This is a genomic window from Bradyrhizobium niftali (assembly GCF_004571025.1).
Classification (GTDB): domain Bacteria; phylum Pseudomonadota; class Alphaproteobacteria; order Rhizobiales; family Xanthobacteraceae; genus Bradyrhizobium; species Bradyrhizobium niftali.
Genome location: NZ_SPQT01000001.1, coordinates 352,187 through 373,839 on the forward strand (window position 1 = coordinate 352,187; position 21,653 = coordinate 373,839).

The 21,653-nt window shown below is 65.1% G+C and carries 22 protein-coding genes; 15 read left to right on the top strand and 7 right to left on the bottom strand.

Annotation, left to right across the window (positions count from 1 at the left end; all coding sequences use genetic code 11):
- Positions 1–20 precede the first annotated feature (20 nt).
- Positions 21–995, top strand: a complete 975-nt coding sequence (locus E4K65_RS01545; protein WP_135172601.1) for an alpha/beta hydrolase family protein — start codon at positions 21–23, stop codon at positions 993–995.
- Positions 996–1,090: 95 nt separating this feature from the next.
- Here the strand turns inward: E4K65_RS01545 and E4K65_RS01550 are convergent, their stop codons facing one another.
- Positions 1,091–1,288, bottom strand: coding sequence for a hypothetical protein (locus tag E4K65_RS01550; RefSeq protein ID WP_027546335.1), 198 nt, complete (start codon positions 1,286–1,288; stop codon positions 1,091–1,093).
- A 364-nt stretch (positions 1,289–1,652) separates the two neighbouring features.
- On the opposite strand from E4K65_RS01550, the gene E4K65_RS01555 reads away from it, so the two are divergent.
- The 3 genes from E4K65_RS01555 (at position 1,653) to E4K65_RS01565 (ending at position 2,584) form a co-directional block, all read left to right on the top strand.
- Positions 1,653–1,862: a cold-shock protein gene (locus E4K65_RS01555; RefSeq protein WP_011085938.1), complete on the top strand. Its 210-nt coding sequence runs from the start codon at positions 1,653–1,655 to the stop codon at positions 1,860–1,862.
- A gap of 98 nt (positions 1,863–1,960) precedes the next feature.
- Positions 1,961–2,203, top strand: coding sequence for a hypothetical protein (locus E4K65_RS01560; RefSeq protein WP_027546334.1), 243 nt, complete (start codon positions 1,961–1,963; stop codon positions 2,201–2,203).
- Positions 2,204–2,359: 156 nt separating this feature from the next.
- A complete protein-coding gene (locus E4K65_RS01565) occupies positions 2,360–2,584 on the top strand; it encodes a hypothetical protein (protein ID WP_027546333.1) in 225 nt (74 codons plus the stop codon).
- 58 nt (positions 2,585–2,642) lie between these two features.
- Here E4K65_RS01565 and E4K65_RS01570 read toward each other — a convergent pair whose 3' ends face one another.
- From E4K65_RS01570 to E4K65_RS01585, 4 genes are all read right to left on the bottom strand, one after another.
- Complete coding sequence (locus tag E4K65_RS01570; RefSeq protein ID WP_135172602.1) at positions 2,643–2,840, bottom strand: hypothetical protein; 198 nt, start codon at positions 2,838–2,840, stop codon at positions 2,643–2,645.
- A 362-nt stretch (positions 2,841–3,202) separates the two neighbouring features.
- Positions 3,203–4,480 (bottom strand): formyl-CoA transferase, encoded by a 1,278-nt coding sequence (frc, locus tag E4K65_RS01575; protein WP_135172603.1) that lies wholly within the window; start codon positions 4,478–4,480, stop codon positions 3,203–3,205.
- Between the two features lie 145 nt (positions 4,481–4,625).
- A complete protein-coding gene (gene oxc / locus E4K65_RS01580; protein ID WP_135172604.1) occupies positions 4,626–6,359 on the bottom strand; it encodes an oxalyl-CoA decarboxylase in 1,734 nt (577 codons plus the stop codon).
- 60 nt (positions 6,360–6,419) lie between these two features.
- Complete coding sequence (locus tag E4K65_RS01585; protein ID WP_166819518.1) at positions 6,420–7,115, bottom strand: GntR family transcriptional regulator; 696 nt, start codon at positions 7,113–7,115, stop codon at positions 6,420–6,422.
- A 348-nt stretch (positions 7,116–7,463) separates the two neighbouring features.
- Here E4K65_RS01585 and E4K65_RS01590 point away from each other — a divergent pair, with 348 nt between their 5' ends.
- From E4K65_RS01590 to E4K65_RS01640, 11 genes are all read left to right on the top strand, one after another.
- Positions 7,464–9,593, top strand: coding sequence for an acetate--CoA ligase family protein (locus E4K65_RS01590; RefSeq protein WP_135172606.1), 2,130 nt, complete (start codon positions 7,464–7,466; stop codon positions 9,591–9,593).
- Positions 9,594–9,770: 177 nt separating this feature from the next.
- Entirely contained in the window at positions 9,771–10,613 is an 843-nt protein-coding gene (locus tag E4K65_RS01595) for an IclR family transcriptional regulator (protein ID WP_027546327.1), read from the top strand.
- A 113-nt stretch (positions 10,614–10,726) separates the two neighbouring features.
- On the top strand, positions 10,727–11,695 hold the full coding sequence (locus E4K65_RS01600) for a Bug family tripartite tricarboxylate transporter substrate binding protein (RefSeq protein WP_167770438.1): 969 nt from the start codon (positions 10,727–10,729) through the stop codon (positions 11,693–11,695).
- Complete coding sequence (locus tag E4K65_RS01605) at positions 11,692–12,177, top strand: tripartite tricarboxylate transporter TctB family protein (protein WP_135172608.1); 486 nt, start codon at positions 11,692–11,694, stop codon at positions 12,175–12,177. Before E4K65_RS01600 ends, E4K65_RS01605 begins: the two co-directional genes overlap by 4 nt.
- The gene (locus tag E4K65_RS01610) at positions 12,177–13,676 is read left to right on the top strand and encodes a tripartite tricarboxylate transporter permease (protein WP_135172609.1); all 1,500 of its coding nucleotides are present in this window, start codon (positions 12,177–12,179) and stop codon (positions 13,674–13,676) included. The genes E4K65_RS01605 and E4K65_RS01610 overlap by 1 nt, the downstream gene beginning before the upstream one ends.
- A 54-nt stretch (positions 13,677–13,730) precedes the next feature.
- Positions 13,731–14,531, top strand: coding sequence for an NYN domain-containing protein (locus E4K65_RS01615; RefSeq protein ID WP_092188877.1), 801 nt, complete (start codon positions 13,731–13,733; stop codon positions 14,529–14,531).
- Between the two features lie 85 nt (positions 14,532–14,616).
- Positions 14,617–16,419 (top strand): adenine deaminase C-terminal domain-containing protein, encoded by a 1,803-nt coding sequence (locus E4K65_RS01620; RefSeq protein WP_135172610.1) that lies wholly within the window; start codon positions 14,617–14,619, stop codon positions 16,417–16,419.
- Between the two features lie 151 nt (positions 16,420–16,570).
- Entirely contained in the window at positions 16,571–18,361 is a 1,791-nt protein-coding gene (gene gcl, locus E4K65_RS01625; RefSeq protein ID WP_135172611.1) for a glyoxylate carboligase, read from the top strand.
- Positions 18,362–18,372: 11 nt separating this feature from the next.
- Positions 18,373–19,158: a hydroxypyruvate isomerase gene (hyi, locus tag E4K65_RS01630; RefSeq protein WP_135172612.1), complete on the top strand. Its 786-nt coding sequence runs from the start codon at positions 18,373–18,375 to the stop codon at positions 19,156–19,158.
- 12 nt (positions 19,159–19,170) lie between these two features.
- Positions 19,171–20,058, top strand: coding sequence for a 2-hydroxy-3-oxopropionate reductase (locus E4K65_RS01635; RefSeq protein WP_135172613.1), 888 nt, complete (start codon positions 19,171–19,173; stop codon positions 20,056–20,058).
- Between the two features lie 112 nt (positions 20,059–20,170).
- Positions 20,171–20,554, top strand: a complete 384-nt coding sequence (locus E4K65_RS01640; protein WP_135172614.1) for a DUF1236 domain-containing protein — start codon at positions 20,171–20,173, stop codon at positions 20,552–20,554.
- A gap of 36 nt (positions 20,555–20,590) precedes the next feature.
- Here the strand turns inward: E4K65_RS01640 and E4K65_RS01645 are convergent, their stop codons facing one another.
- Both E4K65_RS01645 and E4K65_RS01650 read right to left on the bottom strand, forming a co-directional pair.
- Complete coding sequence (locus E4K65_RS01645; RefSeq protein WP_167770439.1) at positions 20,591–20,968, bottom strand: VanZ family protein; 378 nt, start codon at positions 20,966–20,968, stop codon at positions 20,591–20,593.
- A gap of 76 nt (positions 20,969–21,044) precedes the next feature.
- Positions 21,045–21,653 carry a thiamine pyrophosphate-dependent enzyme gene (locus E4K65_RS01650; protein WP_027546316.1) on the bottom strand — a complete coding sequence of 203 codons (609 nt, stop codon included), beginning with the start codon at positions 21,651–21,653 and terminating at the stop codon, positions 21,045–21,047.

Sequence of the window (21,653 nt, forward strand, 5' to 3'; positions counted from 1 at the left end):
GGGATCAGGGGGGACTTCCGTTGCGCGGCACGCTTTGGGCTTTCGCTGTCACGCTCTGTTGCCTCGGCTCGCCTGCGAAGGCTGCAGGCATTCAGCTTCTCCAATCCGACCCCGCACTGTCAGGCGCGATCTGGTATCCCTGCGCGGCGGAGCCGACGCATGTCGCGCTTGGCAGTCTTTCGGCCGGTGTCGATTTCGACCTGAAGGGCACGAAGGATTGTCTCGTCGCCGGCGCAAAGCTGCCGCTGGTCGTCTTTTCGCACGGGAGAGGCGGCTGGTTCGGCCAGCACCATGACACAGCGGAGGCGCTGGCCGATGCCGGCTTCGTCGTCGCTTCCATCAATCATCCAGGCGATTCCGTCAGCGACTCGTCGCGGCGCGACACCTTGTCGGTCTGGGGATCGCGCCCGGCGGACATCGTTCGTTTGCTCGATTTCGTGTTGAACACCTGGAAGGACAGGGCGGTGATCGATCCCGCCAAGGTCGGCTTCTTCGGCTTCTCGCTCGGAGGAGCTACCGGCCTCGTGCTGATGGGGACCAGGCCGGATTTCGCGAGGGTGGCCAGTTTCTGCAAGGAGACGACCGGCGCTTGCGCACAGCTTCACAAGGGTGAGACGCCGCCTGACCCGATACAGGATGCGCGCATCCGCACAGCCGTCATCGTTGATCCCGCGCCAGGCGTCCTGACGCGCGAGAACCTCGCCGCCGTCAAGGTGCCGTTCCAGTTCTGGCGATCGCAGTTCGGCGGGCCCGGCGTCGGCGATGGTTCAGGCACGGAGCGCGTTGCGGAGGGATTGCCGGGCAAGCCCGAGATTCATGTCGTGCCGGCCGGCCACTTCGCCTTCCTCGCGCCTTGCTCGGCCGAGCTTGCGGCGGCCGTGCCGCGCATCTGCACCGACGTGCCGGTGGGTTTCGACCGGGTTGCCTTCCATCGCGAATTCAATACGGTCGTTGTGCAGTTTTTTCGCGAGCAGCTTGGGAGCGGAGATCGCTGAGGGCGCAGCTAAAAATCGAGGCTATCCGACGCGCGGTCGCCGTGGCGGATTGATCACGCCGCTCTGTCCCGCGAAATCGACTCGATATTGTTGTGTTACGTCGGCGCCCTCAGGCCCGGAGAGCTGAGCCACGCGTCGATCTGGATGGCCGTCTCGTCCTGCCGCACCCTTCGCAGCAGCATCTCGCGGCGCCGGCCGGGAGGGAGTAAGCGGGCCTCGTCGCGCAGACGGCCGACCTCATTGATGAGCCGCTGTTTGAGAGTTTGACTCTGTTTGAAGCGACGCCGTTCCATAGCAATGCTCCCCTTGTTCGGATGGGGCGGGAGCGCAACTGGCGTTCTCATCACCGGTAAAAGCCACGGGCCGGGCGGTGACGAGCAACCATACCCACAAATCCGTAGACTGTATGTCCACTAAGATACGTTGTTCGCCGAAAGTGTCGCAAGCCTCAAACACTCCGCCGAAGCCGGCGCCCAATTAAATCCGGTCCAAGCCTTGTAACCGACCGTGATGGGGTATACCTTGTCGCCATTCGTTCAGCCGCTGTGCCTTGTTGAATGCGCCCGCGGGCTCCTTTTTCCAGAGACATCGACGAATTGAATCGATTCTGCGTGAGCGTCACGCGGGCTACGCGCATGCGCGCTTTGGAGAAGAAGAATGCCGACAGGAACAGTGAAGTGGTTTAACGGCCAGAAGGGCTTTGGATTCATTCAGCCAGACGACGGTGGCAACGACGTGTTCGTTCACGTCAGCGCGGTCGAACGGGCCGGGCTTTCGGGTCTCGCCGAGGGCCAAAAGGTCAACTTCGAGGCCAAGACCGACAAGATGCGGGGCAAAGTCAGCGCTGAGAATCTCTCGCTGGCCTAAGCTCTCCAGTGCCGTTTCACGGATGTACTGAAACGGCCGTGCGACCCGCTCGATCCCTGGATTGAGCGGGTTTTGTCCGTTGCCAAGCAGGGTGGAAGATGAGCGCCAGGAAATCGGCAGAACCTTCGCCCGCAGGTATCGCGCGTTCCAACCGCCAACGTCTGGCGGCTGAAGAAGGCGCACGCGCGATGGCGGATGCCGAACGGCAGTCTGCCGAACTCCGCAAGAACATGGCGCGGCTACGCGAGTTGCGGGAGGCCAAGGAAGCGGCCGACGCAGATATTCGCGCGTCGTTGCCGGCGCCTGTGCCGAAGAAGCGCGCGCGGAAATCGCCGCGCTAGAGCATTTTCGAGCGAAGTGGATACCGGTTCGCGGCAGGAAAACGCGTCAAAACAAGAATCTAGAGCTCCGTTCCGATTTCATCGGAATGGGAAAGGCTCTAGTCGGGTTCGATAGCGCCGACGATCACTCCAGGAGGGCCGGTCACATGCCAAAGAGTGCGGGTCGTGCCTAGGATCAAGCCGGATAAAGGCGGCACCATCACCTTTTTTCTCGCGCTTGGCGCGGGTCGACAGATGTGCCGGCTTGCCACCACGTTTCAGACGCAGAAGCAGGCCTTCAGCTATCTCCAGAAATACCGGACGGAGTTCGAGCGTATCGCGCGGATACGGCTGGCTTCCGGCGAACTTGAAGACGGGATCGTCGTTCTCTCGATGCTATAGGCCGATGCGATAGGCCAGGCGCGGGCGCCGATCGTGAGGCGCCCCTTCATGCCGCTCCCTATTCGGAGCGACCACTCGGCTTGGCCTCGCGGGGCTTGGCTTCGCGGGCCAACCGCTCCGCCTTCAGCCGCTCACGGTTCTCGTGGAAGGAGTGCTGGTCCTTCGCATAGTCGTTCATCGGCTTGTGCGTGTCGGCAGGCTTGAACGCCTTGTTGGCTTCACGCTTGGCGCGATCAGAGGATTGATGTCTCAACATATCGACCTCGGTTTGATCAACGGGCGTGGTCCTGGCAAGTGCCGGGCGCGACGCCTCCCGCTCGCAAGCTGAGATGGGTCGACTTGTCATCCCCGGAACGAGGAGGACAATTCTTCAGCGTTGGGCAGGTATTCTGCGAGGCGCTCGGTCACTCGCTGTGGAAGCGGCTCGCTCGCATTTCCGGGAGCGCGCCGGCGAAAGAATAACGGCCGACGACTGCATCGGTTCCCTCCGGACCCGTCCTTAATTTGGCGTCGGCCGGTTCATCGCAGCAAGCGTGCCGATGGCGGGATGCAGTCCCTCTCGCCGCCAACAAAAAGGCCGCCGAAACCGGCGGCCTTTCGTGTCTCTGGTCGAACCGCTTACTCCGCGGCCTGCTTCTGCGGCGGGTCGAGCGCGCCGGACTTGTGGATGTCGGCGACCTGGTGATCCGAGAAGCCGAGCACGGAGCGCAGGATCTCGTCGGTGTGCTCGCCGAGCAGCGGGGAGCGCTCGACCTCGCTCGGGGAATCCGACAGCTTGATCGGGTTGCCGACCGAGATGTACTTGCCGCGGGTGGGGTGGTCGACCTCGACCACGGTGCCGGTCGCGCGCAGCGACTGGTCCTCGGCGATCTCCTTCATCGACAGGATCGGGCCGCAGGGGATGTCGTCCTTGTTGAGGATTTCCATCGCCTCGAACTTGGTCTTGGTCATCGTCCACTGCTCGATGCGGGCGAAGATCTCGTTCAGCCGCGGCAGGCGGGCCGCCGGCTTGGCGTAGTTCGGATCGGTCTTCCAGGTCGGCTCGCCGATCACGTCGCAGATCTTCTCCCAGACCGGCGCCTGGGTGATGAAGTAGATGTAGGCGTTGGGATCGGTCTCAAAACCCTTGCACTTCAGGATGCGGCCGGGCTGGCCGCCGCCCGAGTCGTTGCCGGCGCGCGGCACGGCATCGCCGAACGGAATGCCTTCGCCGAACTGGCTGTATTCCTTGAGCGGGCCGTGGGCGAGGCGCTGCTGGTCGCGCAGCTTGACGCGGGCGAGGTTGAGCACGCCGTCCTGCATCGCGGCGGTGACGCGCTGGCCCTTGCCCGAATGCGTGCGCTGATAGAGCGCGGTGACGATGCCGAGCGCCAGGTGCAGGCCGGTGCCGCTGTCGCCGATCTGCGCGCCGGTGACGAGCGGGAGGCCATCGCGGAAGCCGGTGGTCGAGGCGGCGCCGCCGGTGCACTGCGCGACGTTCTCATAGACCTTGCAATCCTCGTACGGTCCGGGGCCAAAGCCCTTGATCGAGGCGACGATCATCTTCGGGTTGATCGCCTGGATCTTCTCCCAGGGGAAGCCCATGCGGTCGAGCACGCCGGGGCCGAAGTTCTCGACCAGCACGTCGCACTTCTTGATCAGCTCGGTGAGGACTTCCTTGCCCTTGGGGTTCTTGGTGTCGAGCGTGATCGACCGCTTGTTGTGGTTCAGCATGGTGAAATACAGGCTGTCCACGTTCGGGATGTCCTGCAACTGGCCGCGGGTGATGTCACCCACGCCCGGGCGTTCAACCTTGATCACGTCGGCGCCGAACCAGGCGAGCAGCTGCGTGCAGGTCGGTCCGGACTGGACGTGGGTGAAGTCGAGAATGCGAACGCCCGTGAGCGCTTTGGTCATCGTATTGCTCCGTATACTCTGTCTGCCCCTGCACCCGCAGGGAGTAATGGGTTGAAGGGGAGGACTAAAGCGCGTTTCGCGCTTTAGCTTTTTGGTTGGGCATGATCTTTCCGGAAAACCGCTTCACACTTTTCCAGATCATGCCTTACTTCTTCTTCTGCAAGACGCTCTGCGGATTGAGGTTGCCGATGCGGCCGCTCTCCGAGCCGGCGGCCGGATCGATCACCGCGTTGATGAGCGTCGGCTTGCCCGAGGCCATCGCCTCGTTGACGGCGCGCTTGAGCTCGTCGGGCGAGGTGGCATTCACGCCGACGCCGCCGAAGGCTTCCATCATCTTGTCGTAGCGCGCGCCCTTGACGAACACGGTCGTCGCGGGATCCGCGTTGACGCTGTTGACGTCGGTGCCGCGATAGATGCCGTCATTGTTGAAGATGACGACGCAGATCGGAAGGTTGTAGCGGCAGATGGTCTCGATCTCCATGCCGGAGAAGCCGAAGGCCGAGTCGCCTTCCACCGCGAGCACGGGATGGCCGGTCTCGAGCGCGGCGGCGATCGCCTGGCCCATGCCGATGCCCATCACGCCCCAGGTGCCGACGTCGAGACGCTTGCGCGGCTTGTACATGTCGATGACGCCGCGGGCGAGGTCGAGCGTGTTGGCGCCCTCGTTGACGAGGATCGCCTCGGGATGGTCCTTGATGACGTTCTTCAGCACGCCGAGCGCGCCGTGATAGTCCATCGGCGACTTGTTGTTCATGAGCTTCGGCGCCATCTTGGCGACGTTCTCGTCACGCTTGGACACGATGGCCTTGGTCCACTCGGCCGGCGGCGCGGTCCAACCCGTGCTGATTGCCTGATTGAAGGCCGATACGACCGAGCCGATGTCGCCGACGACGGGCGCGACGATCTCGACGTTGGAGTCCATTTCCCTCGGCTCGATGTCGACCTGGATGAACTTCTTGGGCGCTTCGCCCCAGCTCTTGCCCTTGCCGTGCGAGAGCAGCCAGTTCAGCCGCGCGCCGATCAGCATGACGACGTCGGACTCTTTCAGTACCGTCGAGCGGGCCGCGCCGGCGCATTGCGGATGCGTATCGGGGAGGAGGCCCTTGGCCATGCTCATCGGCAGGAACGGCACGCCGCTCTTCTCGACGAAGCTCTTGATCTCCTCGTCGGCCTGCGCGTAGGCCGCGCCCTTGCCGAGGATGATGAGCGGACGCTTTGCGCTCTTGAGCACGTCGAGCGCGCGCTTCACCGATCCAGGCGAGGGGATCTGCGCAGGCGCAGCGTCGATCACCTTGACCAGCGACTTCTGGCCGGCTTCGGCGTTCATCACCTGGCCGAACAGCTTGGCCGGCAGGTCGAGATAGACGCCGCCCGGACGGCCCGAGACGGCGGCGCGGATGGCGCGGGCGAAACCGATGCCGATGTCCTGGGCGTGCAGCACGCGATAGGCCGCCTTGCACAGGGGCTTGGCAATCGCGAGCTGGTCCATTTCCTCGTAGTCGCCCTGCTGCAGGTCGACGATCTCGCGCTCCGAGGAGCCCGAGACCAGGATCATCGGGTAGCAGTTGGTGGTCGCGTGCGCGAGCGCGGTGAGACCGTTGAGGAAGCCGGGCGCGGAGACCGTGAGGCAGACGCCGGGCTTCTTGGTGAGGTAGCCGGCAATGCCCGCGGCATAGCCGGCGTTCTGCTCGTGGCGGAAGGAGATCACGCGAATGCCGGCGGCCTGCGCCATGCGGCCCAAGTCCGTGATCGGGATGCCCGGCACATTATAGATGGTGTTGATGCCGTTCAGCTTGAGCGCGTCGATGACGAGATGGAAGCCATCCGTCAATTCCTGCTCGGTGCCCGGTGCCTCGGACTTGGTCGCGGTGTTCAGCATGGGCCTTGTCTCCCTGGTCTCAATACTGGGGCGAATGTTTCGCCCTTCTGGTGAACGTTGCTAGGTAAAGAGTTCCTGGCCGTGCGCTTCGACGTAAGCGGCAAGGCCAAGGGTGTGGTCGCGGGCGCGCTTCTCGGCGAGCTCGGTGTCGCGCGCTTCCAGTGCTTCGATCATGCCGAGATGCTCGGGCAGCGAGGTCGCGGTGCGGTCCTTGCGTCCGATGGTCAATTGCCGGTAGCCACGCACGTGCAGCAGCAGGTCGTTGGTGAGATCGACCAGCACGGGGGATTCCGACAGCGAGATCAGCGCCTGGTGGAAGGCGATGTTGGCGCGCGAATATTCCTCGACGTGATCCTCGGGCAGGCGGTCCTTGCCGAAGTCCTTGAAGTAGTCGCGCAGCGCCGTGATGTCCTTCTTGCGCGCGGTGGTGGTGATGAGGCGGGCCGCCATGCTCTCCAGCGCCGCCCAGGCGCGGATCATGTCGACGATCTCGCTCTTGGTCCGGCGCACCACCATGATGCCGCGGCGCGGAACGGTCTTCACGAAACCGTCCTGCTCGAGCATCGCGATCGCTTCGCGGATCGGCGTGCGGCTGACACCCAGGCGCTCGGACAGTGCGCGCTCGTCGAGCATCACCGGCTCGGGCGTCGAGTAGATGTCCATCTTGAGGATGGCTTCCTTCAAGGCGTCATACGCCTTGTTCTTGAAGCTGCTCTCCGGGGCAATACGAACGATTGCGATATCTGCCTCGGCCATGTTCGGCAACGCCTTGGTTGGTTTCCGCAGTGACACGACGAATCTCCTCCAGTGGGAGTCGTCTTTTACAGGATTATTAACGGGAAAGTTTTTGGCATACCACATGCCAGAATGTCAAGCTGCCTATTTTTTGCGGCATTCCAGGCAGTGCCGCAGCTTGACAAATTGGCTCCTGGCATACCAAATGCCATCGCCAGCCATTTTTGATCCAAGCCGGCGGAGTAATCTCGGGCTTTATGCCACTCCGTCCCGCCGCATGGAACAGAGCGCGGCGAATGGCAAGCATCACGGGCAGCCGCATTACGCGCGCGCTTTGCAAAGAACGAACTAGGTCAAGGGAGAAGCCACATGTCCAATTCCAAAGATGCCGTCCGCAAGGTGCTCGACCAGGTCAAGGCGGACAACCGCACCAGCCTGACGGCGCCGGAAGGCAAGCTGGTCTGCGACGCCTACGGCATTCCGGTGCCGAAGGAGGGCGTGGCAAGGTCGGCGGGTGAGGCCGGCAAGATGGCCGCCTCGATGGGCTTCCCGGTCGTGATGAAGATCGTCTCGCCCGACATTCTCCACAAGACCGAAGCCGGCGGCGTCATCGTCGGCCTCAAGACGGCCGAGGATGCCGAGAAGGCCTACGAGACCATTCTCTCCAACGCCAAGAAGTACAAGGCCGACGCCAAGATCGAGGGCGTCCAGGTGCAGCAGATGCTGGCCGGCGGCACCGAAGTCATCGTCGGCTCGATCACCGACGGATCTTTCGGAAAGCTGGTCGCCTTCGGCCTCGGCGGCGTGCTGGTCGAAGTGTTGAAGGACATCACCTTCCGTCTCGCGCCCGCGACCAAGGAAGACGCGCTGTCGATGCTCGACGGCATCCAGGCCCATGAGATCCTGAAGGGCGTGCGCGGCGGCGAGCCGATCAACCGTACGGCGCTGGCCGACGTCATCGTCAAGGTCTCGCAGCTCGTCACCGATTTCCCTGAGATCGTCGAGCTCGACCTCAACCCCGTGTTCGCGACGGCGAAGAGCGCGATTGCGGCCGACGTGCGTATCGTCGTCGACTTCGCCTATGTGCCCAAGCCGAAGCCGCGCCCGACCGAAGAGATCGTCGCTGCCATGAGCCGCATCATGCAGCCGAAGGCGGTCGCCGTGGTCGGCGCCTCCGCCGAGGACGGCAAGATCGGCAACTCCGTGATGAAGAACCTCATCAACGGCGGCTACAAGGGCGACATCTATCCGATCCATCCCAAGGCCACCGAGATCCTCGGCTACAAGGCCTACAAGAGCGTCAAGGACGTGCCGGGCGTGATCGACACCGCGGTGTTCGCGATTCCCGCGAAGTTCGTGGCGGCTGCGCTGACCGAATGCGGCGAGAAGAAAATCCCGGGGGCGGTGCTGATCCCGTCGGGCTTTGCGGAGGCCGGCGCGCCGGAGCTGCAGGCCGAGATCGTCGAGGTCGGCAAGAAGTACGACATCCGCCTGATGGGGCCGAACATCTACGGCTTCTACTATACGCCGGCCAATCTCTGCGCGACCTTCTGCACCGCCTATGACGTCAAGGGCCACGCGGCGCTGTCGTCGCAGTCGGGCGGCATCGGCATGGCCATCATCGGCTTCTCGCGATCGGCCAAGATGGGCGTCTCGGCGATCGTCGGCCTCGGCAACAAGTCCGACATCGACGAGGACGATCTGCTGGCCTTCTTCGAGCAGGACCCCAACACCAACCTGATCGCGCAGCACTGCGAGGACCTCAAGGACGGCCGCGCCTTCGCGGAAGCCGCCAAGCGCGTCTCCAAGAAGAAGCCGGTCGTCGTGCTCAAGGCCGGCCGCACCTCGGCCGGCGCCAAGGCGGCGTCCTCGCACACTGGCGCGCTCGCCGGCAACGACAAGATCTACGAGGACGTGCTGGCGCAGTCGGGCGTGATCCGCGCCCGCAGCTTGCGGCAGCTGCTCGAATTCGCCCGTGGCGTGCCGGTGCTGCCGACGCCGAAGGGCGAGAACGTGCTGATCATCACCGGTGCGGGCGGCTCGGGCGTGCTGCTGTCGGACTCCTGCGTCGACAACGGCCTGTCGCTGATGTCGATGCCGCCGGATCTGGACGCGGCCTTCCGCAAGTTCATCCCGCCGTTTGGAGCGGCCGGAAATCCTGTGGATATCACCGGGGGCGAGCCGCCGATCACCTATGTCAACACGGTGAAGCTCGGCCTGTCGGACGAGCGCATCCATTCGCTGATCCTCGGCTACTGGCACACCATCGTCACGCCGCCGATGGTGTTCGCCCGCAACATGGTCGAGGTGAAGAAGGAGATGGAGGCCAAGGGCTTCGTGAAGCCGATCGTGGCCTCGCTCGCCGGCGACGTCGAGGTCGAGGAAGCCGCCGAATATCTCTACCAGAACGGTATCCCGGCCTACGCCTATTCGACCGAACTGCCGGTCGAGGTGCTCGGCGCCAAGTACAAGTGGGCGCGCGGGGCAGGGCTGCTCTGAGTATGACGACCTTCGCCTCTCCCCGCTTGCGGGGAGAGGCCGGAATTTGCGCAGCAAATTCCGGGTGAGGGGGCCTCTCCGCGAGTCTGACTGCTACCGTCCCTGCGGAGGCTCCCCCTCACCCTGACCCTCTCCCCGCAAGCGGGGAGAGGGGAAGAAGAACGAATGCAGGTCGCGATGAGCAAGAACGTGATCCGGCGCAAATCGCTCGAGCCTCGATCGCCATCGGAGGCCGACCACGAGGCGCGCGATGGCGGCGTGCAGTCCGTCGACCGCGCGCTGTCGATCCTCGAGACGCTGGCTGAGGACGACGAAGGCTATCGCCTCAGCGACCTTGCCGTGCGCACCGGCCTGTCGGCCTCGACCGTGCACCGCCTGCTGGCGACGCTGGAAAGCCGCCGCTTCGTGCAGTTCGACCGCGCCGAGTCCAAATGGCATGTCGGCGTGCGCAGCTTCACGGTCGGCGCGAGCTTTGCCCGGCGGCGTAATTTCTCCACGCAGGCGATTCCCTATTTGCGCAAGCTGCGCGATCTCACCCGCGAGACCGCCAACCTCGCCGTGGTCGACGACGAGTTCATCATCGTGCTGACCCGCATGGAGAGCCGCGAGATCATGCGCTCGCTGACCCAGGTCGGCGGCCGCGTCGCCATGGTGACGTCAGGCGTCGGCAAGGCGGTGCTCGCGACTTATTCGGACGAGGACGTCGGCGCGGTCATCCGCCATCATGGCATGCCCCGCCTGACCGAGAAGTCGATCGTGCGGCCGGGCGACCTGTTCAAGGAGCTCGCGACGATCCGCAAACAGGGCTTTGCGATCGATGACGAAGAGGCCTGCATGGGCCTGCGCTGTATTGCCGCAGTCGTCTACAACGACTGCGCCGAGCCGCTGGCGGCGATCTCCGTCTCCGGCATGACCAGTCGTCTGACCGACGACAGGTTGCCGGAAATCGGCCAAATCGTGCGCGAAGTCGCCGGCGAGCTGACCGTCGCGCTCGGCGGGGTGATGCCGAAGTCTGGCTAACAAGGAACCGGGCCTGTCGCTGGACAGCATCGGCCGTTTTGGCTGATATGCGACCAAACGACACAATGCGGCAAACGATCAACGACGTCCGCACGAGCCTGGAGAATGCCCCCATGTTTAAATTTCCCGCGCGCCTTGTCGGCGCAGCCGTCGCGCTGACCCTTGCGGCAGCCACGCCTGTGCTCGCCCAGCAACTCGAGCTCAAGCTGATGGCACCGGCGGCCCCGGGCGGGGGCTGGGACCAGACCGCGCGCTCGATGCAGCAGGCGCTGGTCGCCGCGGGCGTCGCGCGCAGCGTGCAGGTCACCAACGTTCCCGGCGCGGGCGGCAGCGTCGGCATCGCGCAGTTCGTCAACGGCGCCAAGGGCGACGGCAACCAGCTGATGGTGAACGGCTTCGTCATGGTCGGCGCGCTCGCCATGAACAAGTCGCCGGTGACGCTCGAGCAGGTGACGCCGATCGCGCGCCTCACCGAGGAAATCCAGGTGATCGTGGTGCCGGCGAATTCGCCGATCAAGACGGCGCAGGATCTGGCCGCCGCGGTCAAGGCCGATATCGCCAAGGTGACCTTCGCCGGCGGTTCGGCCGGCGGCGTCGACCATGTGATGGCGGCATTGTTCGCCGGCGCCGTCGGCGCCGATGCGAAGAAGATCAACTACATCCCGTTCTCCGGCGGCGGCGAGTCTCTGGCGGCGATCCTCGGCGGCAAGGTCACCGCGGGCATTTCGGGGATGAGCGAATATGAAGGGCAGATCAAGTCCGGCAAGCTGCGCGCGATCGGCGTGACCTCGGAGAAGCGCATCGCAGGCAGCGACATCCCGACCTTCAAGGAGCAGGGCATCGACCTCGTGATCGCCAATTGGCGTTCGGTGGTCGCGCCTCCCGGCATCACGCCGGAGCAGCGCAAAACCTTGAGCGATGCGGTCGAGAAGATGGTGAAGTCGGACGCCTGGAAGGAGATCCTCAAGCAGAAGGGCTGGGAGGACGCCTATCTCGGCGGCGATGCCTTCGCCGACTTCCTGAAGAAGGAAACCGTCCGCGTCACCGACGTGCTGAAATCGGTCGGCCTGGTCAAGTCATGACCTCAGGCGATCCGGCCCAGCCGCCGCGGCGCGTCGATCGCGCCGGCATCGTCATCGCCGCATTGCTCGCAGGTCTTGCCGCGGTGCTGGTCTGGGACGCGCGCGGCCTGCAATCCACCGCAATGTACGGGATGGGGCCGGAGGCGATGCCGGTCGTGATCGCCACCGGCCTTGCGCTGCTCGCGATCGGCAATCTCATCGACGCGCTGCGCGGCAATCTGCCGGCGCGCGAGAGCGCCGATCCTGTGCCTGTGGTCTTGATCCTCGCCGGCCTTGCGCTCCTCATCGCCATCATCGGCTTCGGCGGCGGCTTCATCCTGGCGACGGCGGCGCTGTTCGTCACGACGTCGGCGGCATTCGGACGCCGGGCCGTCCTCGTCGATTCCGTCATCGCGCTCGTGATGTCGACCCTCATCTATCTCGCGTTCGACCGGCTGTTGACGCTGAGCCTTCCCGCCGGCCCCCTGGAGCGACTGCTGTGATGGACACCTTTGCCGCGCTGGCGCATGGCATGGCGGTCGCCGTCCAGCCGATGAACCTGCTGTATGCTTTGATCGGCGTGTTCCTCGGCACGGCCGTGGGCGTGCTGCCCGGCATCGGTCCGGCGCTGACGGTCGCGCTGCTGCTGCCTGTCACCTACAAGCTCGATCCCGGCGGCTCGCTGATCATGTTTGCCGGCATCTATTATGGCGGCATGTATGGCGGGTCGACCACCGCGATCCTGATCAACACGCCCGGCGAGAGCGCGTCGATGGCGACCGCGCTCGAAGGCAACAAGATGGCCAAGGCCGGCCGCGGCGGGCCGGCGCTCGCGACCTCCGCGATCGGCTCCTTCGTCGCCGGCACCATCGCCACCATCGGGCTCGCCTTTCTCGCGCCCTGGCTGGTCGATTTCGCCGTGCGCTTCGGCCCCGAGGACTATTTCGCGCTGATGTGCGTCGCCTTCGTCACGGTGTCGGCGACCTTCGGCGATTCCCCCATCCGCGGCCTCACCAGCCTGTTCATCGGCCTGACGCTCGGCCTCGTCGGCATCGACAAGCTGACCGGCCAGGCGCGGCTCGCGTTCGGCGTCCCCGAGCTGCTCGACGGTGTCGAGGTGACGACGCTTGCGGTCGGTCTGTTCGCAGTCGGCGAGGCGCTCTACGTCGCATCGCGCCGCCACCACACCGAGGAGAAGCTCGAGCCGGTGCGCGGCTCGCTGTGGATGACGAAGGAAGACTGGAAGCGGTCGTGGAAGCCGTGGCTGCGCGGGACGATGTTCGGCTTCCCGATCGGCGCGCTGCCGGCGGGCGGCGCGGAGATCCCGACTTTCCTGTCCTATTCGACCGAGAAACGGCTGACGAAGTACCCGGAAGAATTCGGCAAGGGTGCGATCGAAGGCGTCGCGGGACCGGAGGCCGCCAACAACGCCTCGGCCGCCGGCACGCTGGTGCCGCTCTTGACGTTGGGATTGCCGACCTCGGCGACGGCCGCGATGATGCTCGCTGGCTTCCAGCAATACGGCCTCAATCCGGGGCCGCTGCTGTTCGCCGAGCGGCCCGACCTCGTCTGGGGCCTGATCGCAAGTCTCTTCATCGCCAACTGCATGCTGCTGGTGCTCAACCTGCCGCTGGTCGGCCTGTGGGTGCGGCTGCTTGCGATCCCGCAGCCATGGCTCTATGCCGGCATTCTCGTCTTCGCGACCATGGGCACCATCGCGGCAAAGCCCTCGGTGGTCGAATTGTCGATGCTGGCCGGCTTCGGCGTGCTCGGCTTCCTGATGCGGCGGTTCGATTTTCCGATCGCGCCCGTCGTCGTCGGCCTGATCCTCGGCCCGATCGCCGAGAGCCAGTTGCGCAGGGCGCTCGCGATCAGCCTCGGCGATCCCATGACGCTGCTCCAGAGCCCGATCTCGGCGACGCTGCTCGGCATCGCGCTGGTTGCGCTGCTGGCCCCATTCGTGCTGAAGGGGATGGGGCGCTTCAAGGCGAACGAGGACTAGCCGTCCCGGCGCGCGCGTCCTTGAATGCTGCGTCCATCCCGTTGAGGAAACGCCATGCCGTCGGAACTTCGCTCGCCCCGTCTCGCCGTCCTGATCGATGCCGACAACGCCTCCGCAAAGATCGCGGATGGACTGTTCGAGGAGATTGCCAAGATCGGCGAAGCCAGCGTTCGCCGCATCTATGGCGACTTCTCCAATGCGCGATCGAGGGGCTGGGCCGACATCCTGTCGAAGCACGCCATCATCCCGCAGCAGCAATTCGCCTATACGACGGGAAAGAACGCGTCCGACATAACCCTGGTCATCGACGCCATGGACCTGCTTCACAGCGGCCGGTTCGACGGCTTCTGCCTGGTGTCTTCAGACAGCGACTTTACCCGTCTGGCCGCCCGCATCCGGGAGCAGGGCGTCGATGTCTTCGGGTTCGGTGAGCAGAAGACGCCGGAAAGCTTCAGGCAGGCCTGCCGAAGGTTCGTCTACACCGAGAACCTGCTTGCCGCCCCGGCGACCACCCAGGACGCCGCCGCGAGATCGACATCGCTTCAGCCGCCTGATGCCGCGACCCCCATCATCAAGAAGGTCATCACCCAGATGGAGAGCGAGGACGGCTGGGTCGCGCTCGGGGAAGTCGGGCGGCAGCTCGCCAACCTGGCGTCGGATTTCGATCCGAGAACGTTCGGGTTCCGCAAGCTGAGCGACCTCGTGCGGAAGACGAACTCGTTCGAGATCGACGAGTCAAAGGGCCGCTCGATGCGGATTCGGGTCAAGCCCGCTGCCGCAGCACCGCCGAGAAGGCGGAACCCGCGCAGGCCTGCACGGGCGGGGGCGGCGGGCGGCTCGGCGCCTAAGGCGTAAGCAGGGCCTGCCGTTATATTTGCGCTTGCCCGCTATGGCGTGGGGCGTAACCATCGCGGGGCCGTAACGCCACGCGAGGGTCCCGATGACCAGACTTACCCGCTTCGCCGTCGCACCGCTGCATTCGATGACCCGGCGTCTGGCCGATGTCGCCTCCGCGCGCGTCGCACCGGATCTCGTGGTCACGGGGGCCCGGGTGCTGTCGACCTATTCGGAGCGCATCCACGCGAACCGCGAGGTCTGGATCACCGGCGGCCGTGTCGCCGCGGTCAAGCCGGCCGGAACAGCCAAGAAGGCGTGGAGCGGCGTCGCGACCTACGACGCGGCCAGCGGCATCATCGCGCCGGGCCTGGTCGATCCGCACATCCACATCGAATCCTCGATGGTGACAGCCTGCGCCTACGCCGAGGCCGCACTGCTGAACGGCACCACTACGATCTTCTGCGACAGCCACGAGATCGGCAACGTCATGGACGTCGCCGGCGTCGAGGCGATGCTGGAGGACGCGCGCGAGGCGCCGCTCTCGATCTTCCTGACGGTGCCGTCGACCGTGCCGGCCACGTCGGCGGAGCTTGAGACGGCGGGCGGCGACCTCACGCCCGACAAGATCGCCGGCCTGTTCGACCGCTGGCCCGAGGCGGTGGCGCTCGGCGAGAAGATGGATTTCGTGCCTGTGACGATGGGCGACGAGCGCAGCCACGCGATCCTCGCCGCCGCCTTGAAGCGCGGACGCCCGGTGTCCGGCCACGTCTACGGCCGCGAGTTCGTCGCGGCCTATGCGGCGAGCGGCGTCACCGACACCCACGAGGCGATCGACCGCGACATCGCCGACGATCTGCTCGACGCCGGCGTCTGGGTGTTCCTGCGCGGCGGCCCGCCGACCACGCCATGGCACTCGCTGCCGCAGGCGATCCGGACGATCACCGAGCTCGGCGCCTCGCACAAGCGCACCGCGGTGTGCACCGACGATCGCGACGCCGACGATCTCCTGCTGTTCGGCCTCGACTGGGTGGTACGCGAAGCGGTGAAGGCGGGGATGTCGCCGGAGCAGGCCTGGTCGATGGGCTCGCTGCACGGCGCCACGCGCTTCGGCATGGAGGGCGATATCGGCGGGCTCGGCGGCGGCCGCCGCGCCGATCTCGTGCTGATGGACGATAATCTCAAGCCGCAATGCACCTGGTATGGCGGCGAGCTGGTGGTCGAGCACCGCAAGATCACGCCGCGCCTCGATCAGGCGTTGTCGCAGCGCTATCAATATCCGAAGGCGGCCTATGCGACCGTGAAGCTGCCGGAGAAGATGAAGCTGACGCCGGAGCTGCCGGCCAAGGCCTGCACCGTCAACGCCATCAAGACCGCGCTGCCCGGCATCACGCTGATCCATGAGAAGGTCGCTATCGAGCCCGCAAAGGATTGGCCGTCGCTGTTCGCGCGCTACGGCCTGTGCTTCGTCACGGTGGTCGAGCGCCACGGCAAATCGGCCGGCAATGTCGCCTATGGCCTGCTGAAGGATTTTGGCCTGAAGCGCGGCGCGGTCGCCTCCAGCGTCGGGCACGACAGCCACAACATCATCGTCGCCGGAACCAACGAGGGCGACATGCAGGTCGCGATCGCGGCGATCAAGGAGCACCAGGGCGCCGTCTGCGTCGTCGCCGACGGCAAGGTGAGGGCGCTGGTGCCGCTGCCGATCGCGGGGCTCCTGTCCGACAAGCGCGTCACGGAGGTGGCCGAAGAGGTCAAGGTGCTGAAGAAGGAATGGGCGGAGGCCGGCTGCACCATCCCCTACATGGGCTTCAATCTGATTCCGCTATCGGTCATTCCGGAAATTCGCATCACCGACAAGGGCCTCGTGCTGGTGCCGCAGATGGAGCTGGCGCCGCTGTTCGAGTGATCGCTTTCACGGATATCTCGATCTAACTGATTGAGACGTCCACGATTTTTCCACGGCTGCCGCATCGTGGAAAATAAAATCGATCTCGTTGAGATCGGCTTCTGCGCGCCCGATGATCTCGCTCGCTGACGCAACCTAGGCGAGGTCCGATATGGCGAAGATGCGAGCTATCGATGCGGCCGTGCGAATTCTGGAGAAGGAAGGCATCTCGACCGCCTTCGGTGTTCCCGGCGCCGCGATCAATCCGCTTTACTCGGCGCTGAAGAAGCGCGGCTCGATCCGCCATATCCTGGCGCGGCATGTCGAGGGCGCCTCGCACATGGCCGAGGGCTACACGCGGGCGAAGGCGGGCAATATCGGGGTCTGCATCGGCACGTCGGGACCGGCCGGTACTGACATGATCACCGGGCTCTATTCGGCGATCGCCGATTCCATTCCGATCCTCTGCATCACCGGGCAGGCGCCGCGCGCGCGGCTCTACAAGGAGGATTTTCAGGCCGTCGACATCGAATCGATTGCAAAGCCGGTGACCAAATGGGCGGTGACCGTGCGCGAGCCGGCGCTGGTGCCGCGGGTGTTCAGCCAGGCGTTTCACGTCATGCGCTCCGGGCGGCCCGGACCGGTGCTGATCGACATGCCGCTCGACGTGCAGCTCGCCGAGATCGAGTTCGACGACGAGACCTATGAGCCGCTGCCGGTCTACAAGCCGACCGCGACGCGCAAGCAGGTCGAGAAGGCGCTGGAGATGCTCAATGCGGCCGAGCGGCCGCTGATCGTCGCAGGCGGCGGCGTCATCAACGCCGATGCCTCCGATCTGCTCGTCGAATTCGCCGAGATTGCCAACGTGCCTGTGGTGCCAACGTTGATGGGCTGGGGCGCAATCCCCGACGATCACGTGCTGATGGCCGGCATGGTCGGCCTTCAGACCAGCCATCGCTACGGCAACGCCACGATGCTCGAATCCGATTTCGTGCTCGGCATCGGCAACCGCTGGGCCAACCGCCACACCGGCTCAGTCGAAACCTACACCAAGGGCCGCACCTTCGTGCATGTCGACATCGAGCCGACGCAGATCGGCCGAGTGTTCAATCCCGATCTCGGCATCGTCTCGGACGCCAAGGCCGCGCTCGAGCTTTTCGTCACCGTCGCCAGGGAGTGGCGCCGGTCGGGCAGGCTCCGCGAGCGCCAGGCGTGGCCCGCGGCCTGCCGCGATCGCAAGAAGACGATGCTGCGCAAGAGCCATTTCGACAATGTGCCGATCAAGCCGCAGCGCGTCTATGAGGAGATGAACAAGGCCTTCGGCCGCGACACCACCTATGTCACCGTGATCGGCTTGTCGCAGATCGCGGGTGCGCAGTTCCTCGGCGTCTACAAGCCGCGCAACTGGATCAATGCGGGGCAGGCGGGGCCGCTCGGCTGGACGCTGCCCGCGGCGCTCGGCGTGCGCGCGGCATGCCCGGATCGCGACATCGTCGCGCTGTCGGGCGACTACGACTTCCAGTTCCTGATCGAGGAGCTCGCGGTCGGCGCGCAGTTCAACCTGCCCTACATCCACGTCGTCGTGAACAATTCCTATCTCGGCCTGATCCGCCAGGCCCAGCGCGGCTTCGACATGGACTATCACGTCCAGCTCTCCTTCGAGAACATCAACGCGCCCGAGCTCGGCGGCTACGGCGTCGACCATGTCGCCGTCGCCGAAGGCCTCGGTTGCAAGGCGATCCGCGTCACCGATCCCAAGGACTCGCAGGCCGCGTTCGCGACCGCGCGCGAATTGATGGCGAAGCACCGCGTGCCCGTGGTGGTCGAGTTCATTCTCGAACGCGTCACCAACATCGCGATGGGGACGGAGATCGACAACATCGTCGAGTTCGAGGAGGTGCTGGACCTGGCCCTCGACGAGGTCGGGACCAAGCGGTCCGGCGTGCTTCAGCCGGCGGAATAGGGGACAGCATCATGCCGAAATTCGCCGCCAACCTCACCATGCTCTTCAACGAGATGCCGTTCCTCGACCGCTTCGCCGCGGCGAAAGCGGCAGGCTTTGCCGGGGTCGAGTATCTGTTTCCCTATGATTTCGACAAGGCGCAGCTGCGCGAGCAGCTGGAGGCCCACGGGCTGACGCAGGTGCTGCATAATCTCCCCGCCGGCAATTGGGCGGCGGGCGAGCGCGGCATCGCGATCCTGCCGGATCGCACCGCCGAATTCCGCGACGGTGTGTTCCGCGCCATCGACTATGCCAAGGCGCTCGATTGCGAGCAGCTCAACTGTCTCGTCGGCATCGCACCCGATAATGCCGATCCGCGCGAGCTCAACGAGACGCTGGTCGGTAATTTGCGCTTTGCCGCCTCGACGCTGGCGCGGGAGAACATCAAGCTCCTGGTCGAGCCGATCAACACGCTCGACATTCCCGGTTTCCACCTCAACGGCACCGAGCAGGCGGTGCAGCTCATCTCGGAAGTGCGGTCGAACAATTTGTTCGTCCAGTACGACATCTACCACATGCAGATCATGGAGGGCGATCTCGCCCGTACCATGCAGGAATATCTCCCCCAGATCGCCCACATCCAGCTCGCCGACAATCCCGGCCGTCACGAGCCGGGCACCGGCGAGATCAACTATCCCTTCCTGTTCCGCCATCTCGACGCGATCGGCTATCGCGGCTGGATCGGCTGCGAATACAAGCCGCGCACGACGACGCTGGAAGGCCTGTCCTGGCATGCGGCGCAAACCTTCGAGACCTGAGGAAAATTGGACATGATCGACATCGGCTTCATCGGACTTGGCACCATGGGACGGCCGATGGCCGGCCATCTCCTGGCCGCGGGCCATCGCGTGCTGCTGCATGACGTTGCGCCGGTGTCGCCCGAGCTGATCGCGGCGGGCGGCATCGCCTGCAAGTCGGGCAAGGAGGTCGCGGAGGAGGCGGATGCCGTCATCATCATGGTGCCGGATACGCCGCATGTGGAGGCCGTGCTGTTCGGCAAGGACGGCGTCGCGAGCGGCATCTCCAAGGGCCAGATCGTCGTTGACATGAGCTCGATCTCGCCGCTGGCGACGAAGGAGTTCGCCAGGAAGATCGAGGCGCTGGGCGCGGACTATCTCGACGCGCCGGTGTCGGGCGGGGAGGTCGGCGCCAAGGCGGCGAGCCTCACCATCATGGTCGGCGGCCCCGAGCGCGCCTTTGGCACCATGAGACCGATCTTCGAGAGGATGGGCAAGAACGTCACGCATGTCGGTGCCAATGGTGACGGCCAGACCACGAAGGTCGCCAACCAGATCATCGTTGCGCTGACGATCGAGGCGGTGAGCGAAGCGCTGCTGTTCGCATCGAAGGCCGGGGCGAACCCTGCGCTGGTGCGCAAGGCGCTGATGGGCGGCTTTGCCTCCTCGCGGATTCTCGAAGTGCATGGCGAGCGCATGGTGAAGCGCAATTTCGATCCCGGCTTCCGCATCGAGCTGCACCAGAAGGATCTCAACCTCGCGCTCGAGGGCGCGCGCGCGCTCGGCCTGTCGCTGCCGAGCACGGCGGTGGCGCAGCAATTGTTCTCGTCCTGCACCGCGCATGGCGGCAAGGGCTGGGATCACTCGGCGATGGTGCGCGCGTTGGAACTGATGGCGGGGCACGAGATCGCCGCGGCGTAAGTGTTACGCAGTAACACTCTCCAGATTTGCCGTGTCTTTCGTCGCGCGGGAACCGGAACAATGGTCCGACCCCGCGGTTGAAGGCGCAGAACAATTACTGGAGAGTGTGGACATGAAGACCCGTCTTGCGATTTCGTTGGCTGCCGTGTCGCTGCTGGCGTCGAGTGCAGCCTTTGCCCAGTCGACGACCGAACAGGGCGCCCGGGACGGCGCGCGTGCGGGTGGCGATATCGGTGGCCCGGTCGGAGCGATGGTCGGCGGCACCGTCGGTGCGGCCGTCGGCGCCGGCCTGGAGATTCCGAATGCGATCCTGGGCGGAATTCCGCGCAATGACTCCGTCGTGATCCACGAGCGCGTCGTGGTCGGCGAGCCGCTGCCCCCGACCGTGGTGCTGCGTCCCGTGCCGAACTACACCGAATATCGCTATGCGGTCGTGAACGATCGCCGCGTGATCGTCGAGCCGCGGACGCGTCGCGTCGTCAAGATCATCGACTGATCAGGGACGTCGAGTGAAAACGGGCCCTGCGGAGCGTCACTCCGCGGGGCCTTCGCTTGTGACGGATACGCTCGGGCGCAGGCGTGTCGTGACCCAATCGGCTGCGGCTGCGAGTGCAAAGCCGGCGCAGGCCGTGGCGGCATCGACCAGAAAATCCTCCAGCCGTGCATGGCGCCCCGGCGCCCAGAACTGCATCAGTTCGAGCAGGCCGATCAGGATGACCGAGACGGCCGCCGCTGCCAGCCGCTGCTTCCGATAGGCGAGGCCGAAGGCAAGCCCGACCAGGATGAAGGCGAGCGCATGCTCGCCGTCCTGGCCAAGGTCGGAATGGGGACGCAGGCCGGGCGGACCGAGCGTTGCGAAGGTGACGGCGGTGGCGAGCAGCCAGGCAAAGGCACGAACCAAAATGGGCATCCGCACCGCTTAGCACGGATTTTGCGGGCCTGCCGCGGGGCCTGAATCAGATCGCCGTGTAGTTAATGACGAAACGTTAAAGTGGCTCGCGCACGCCGAGGCCGTGCATGAAACGCTCCCGGATCTGCACGGGATCGCGCCTTGTGGTGCCGACGCCGGGCTTGTCGTCGATGCGGACCGCGATCAGGCTCGGCTCGGAGGCCGACATGGCCTCCTCCACCAGGCGCTCGAAATCCTCCTCGTCGGCAGCCCAGGCGCTGTTGGCGAGCCCCGAGCCGATGGCGATGGCGACGATGTCGGCCACGTCAGCGGCCGGTGTCGGCTGCGCGCCCGTGATCTGGTAGATGCCGTTGTCCATCACGATCATGATCAGGTTCTTCGGCTTCAGCATCGCGATCGTCGAGAGCGCGCCGAGCTGCATCAGCAGCGAGCCGTCGCCTTCGAGCGCAAAGACACGGCGCTCGGGCTGCGCCAGCGCCACGCCGAGCGCGATCGGGAAGGCAAGCCCCATGCTGCCGAGCATGTAGAAATTCTGCGGGCGGTGGCCGGCGGCCCAGAGGTCGAAATTGGTGTTGCCGATGCCGCCGATCACGGCCTCCTCGTGCTTCAGCTTTCCGATCAGGCGCGACGTCACGTCGAAGCGGTTCATCACCTTGGTGTTGCGCGTGTTCATATTCGAACTCAT

Bases quoted from the DNA above. Each gene is read 5' to 3' on its own strand.
- E4K65_RS01550 (WP_027546335.1), bottom strand. From the start codon at position 1,288: ATGGAACGGCGTCGCTTCAAACAGAGTCAAACTCTCAAACAGCGGCTC.
- E4K65_RS01555 (WP_011085938.1), top strand. From the start codon at position 1,653: ATGCCGACAGGAACAGTGAAGTGGTTTAACGGCCAGAAGGGCTTTGGA.
- E4K65_RS01560 (WP_027546334.1), top strand. From the start codon at position 1,961: ATGAGCGCCAGGAAATCGGCAGAACCTTCGCCCGCAGGTATCGCGCGT.
- E4K65_RS01570 (WP_135172602.1), bottom strand. From the start codon at position 2,840: ATGTTGAGACATCAATCCTCTGATCGCGCCAAGCGTGAAGCCAACAAG.
- frc (WP_135172603.1), bottom strand. From the start codon at position 4,480: ATGACCAAAGCGCTCACGGGCGTTCGCATTCTCGACTTCACCCACGTC.
- oxc (WP_135172604.1), bottom strand. From the start codon at position 6,359: ATGCTGAACACCGCGACCAAGTCCGAGGCACCGGGCACCGAGCAGGAA.
- E4K65_RS01585 (WP_166819518.1), bottom strand. From the start codon at position 7,115: ATGGCCGAGGCAGATATCGCAATCGTTCGTATTGCCCCGGAGAGCAGC.
- E4K65_RS01590 (WP_135172606.1), top strand. From the start codon at position 7,464: ATGTCCAATTCCAAAGATGCCGTCCGCAAGGTGCTCGACCAGGTCAAG.
- E4K65_RS01595 (WP_027546327.1), top strand. From the start codon at position 9,771: ATGAGCAAGAACGTGATCCGGCGCAAATCGCTCGAGCCTCGATCGCCA.
- E4K65_RS01600 (WP_167770438.1), top strand. From the start codon at position 10,727: ATGTTTAAATTTCCCGCGCGCCTTGTCGGCGCAGCCGTCGCGCTGACC.
- E4K65_RS01605 (WP_135172608.1), top strand. From the start codon at position 11,692: ATGACCTCAGGCGATCCGGCCCAGCCGCCGCGGCGCGTCGATCGCGCC.
- E4K65_RS01610 (WP_135172609.1), top strand. From the start codon at position 12,177: ATGGACACCTTTGCCGCGCTGGCGCATGGCATGGCGGTCGCCGTCCAG.
- E4K65_RS01615 (WP_092188877.1), top strand. From the start codon at position 13,731: ATGCCGTCGGAACTTCGCTCGCCCCGTCTCGCCGTCCTGATCGATGCC.
- E4K65_RS01620 (WP_135172610.1), top strand. From the start codon at position 14,617: ATGACCAGACTTACCCGCTTCGCCGTCGCACCGCTGCATTCGATGACC.
- gcl (WP_135172611.1), top strand. From the start codon at position 16,571: ATGGCGAAGATGCGAGCTATCGATGCGGCCGTGCGAATTCTGGAGAAG.
- hyi (WP_135172612.1), top strand. From the start codon at position 18,373: ATGCCGAAATTCGCCGCCAACCTCACCATGCTCTTCAACGAGATGCCG.
- E4K65_RS01635 (WP_135172613.1), top strand. From the start codon at position 19,171: ATGATCGACATCGGCTTCATCGGACTTGGCACCATGGGACGGCCGATG.
- E4K65_RS01640 (WP_135172614.1), top strand. From the start codon at position 20,171: ATGAAGACCCGTCTTGCGATTTCGTTGGCTGCCGTGTCGCTGCTGGCG.
- E4K65_RS01645 (WP_167770439.1), bottom strand. From the start codon at position 20,968: ATGCCCATTTTGGTTCGTGCCTTTGCCTGGCTGCTCGCCACCGCCGTC.
- E4K65_RS01650 (WP_027546316.1), bottom strand. From the start codon at position 21,653: ATGAGTTCGAATATGAACACGCGCAACACCAAGGTGATGAACCGCTTC.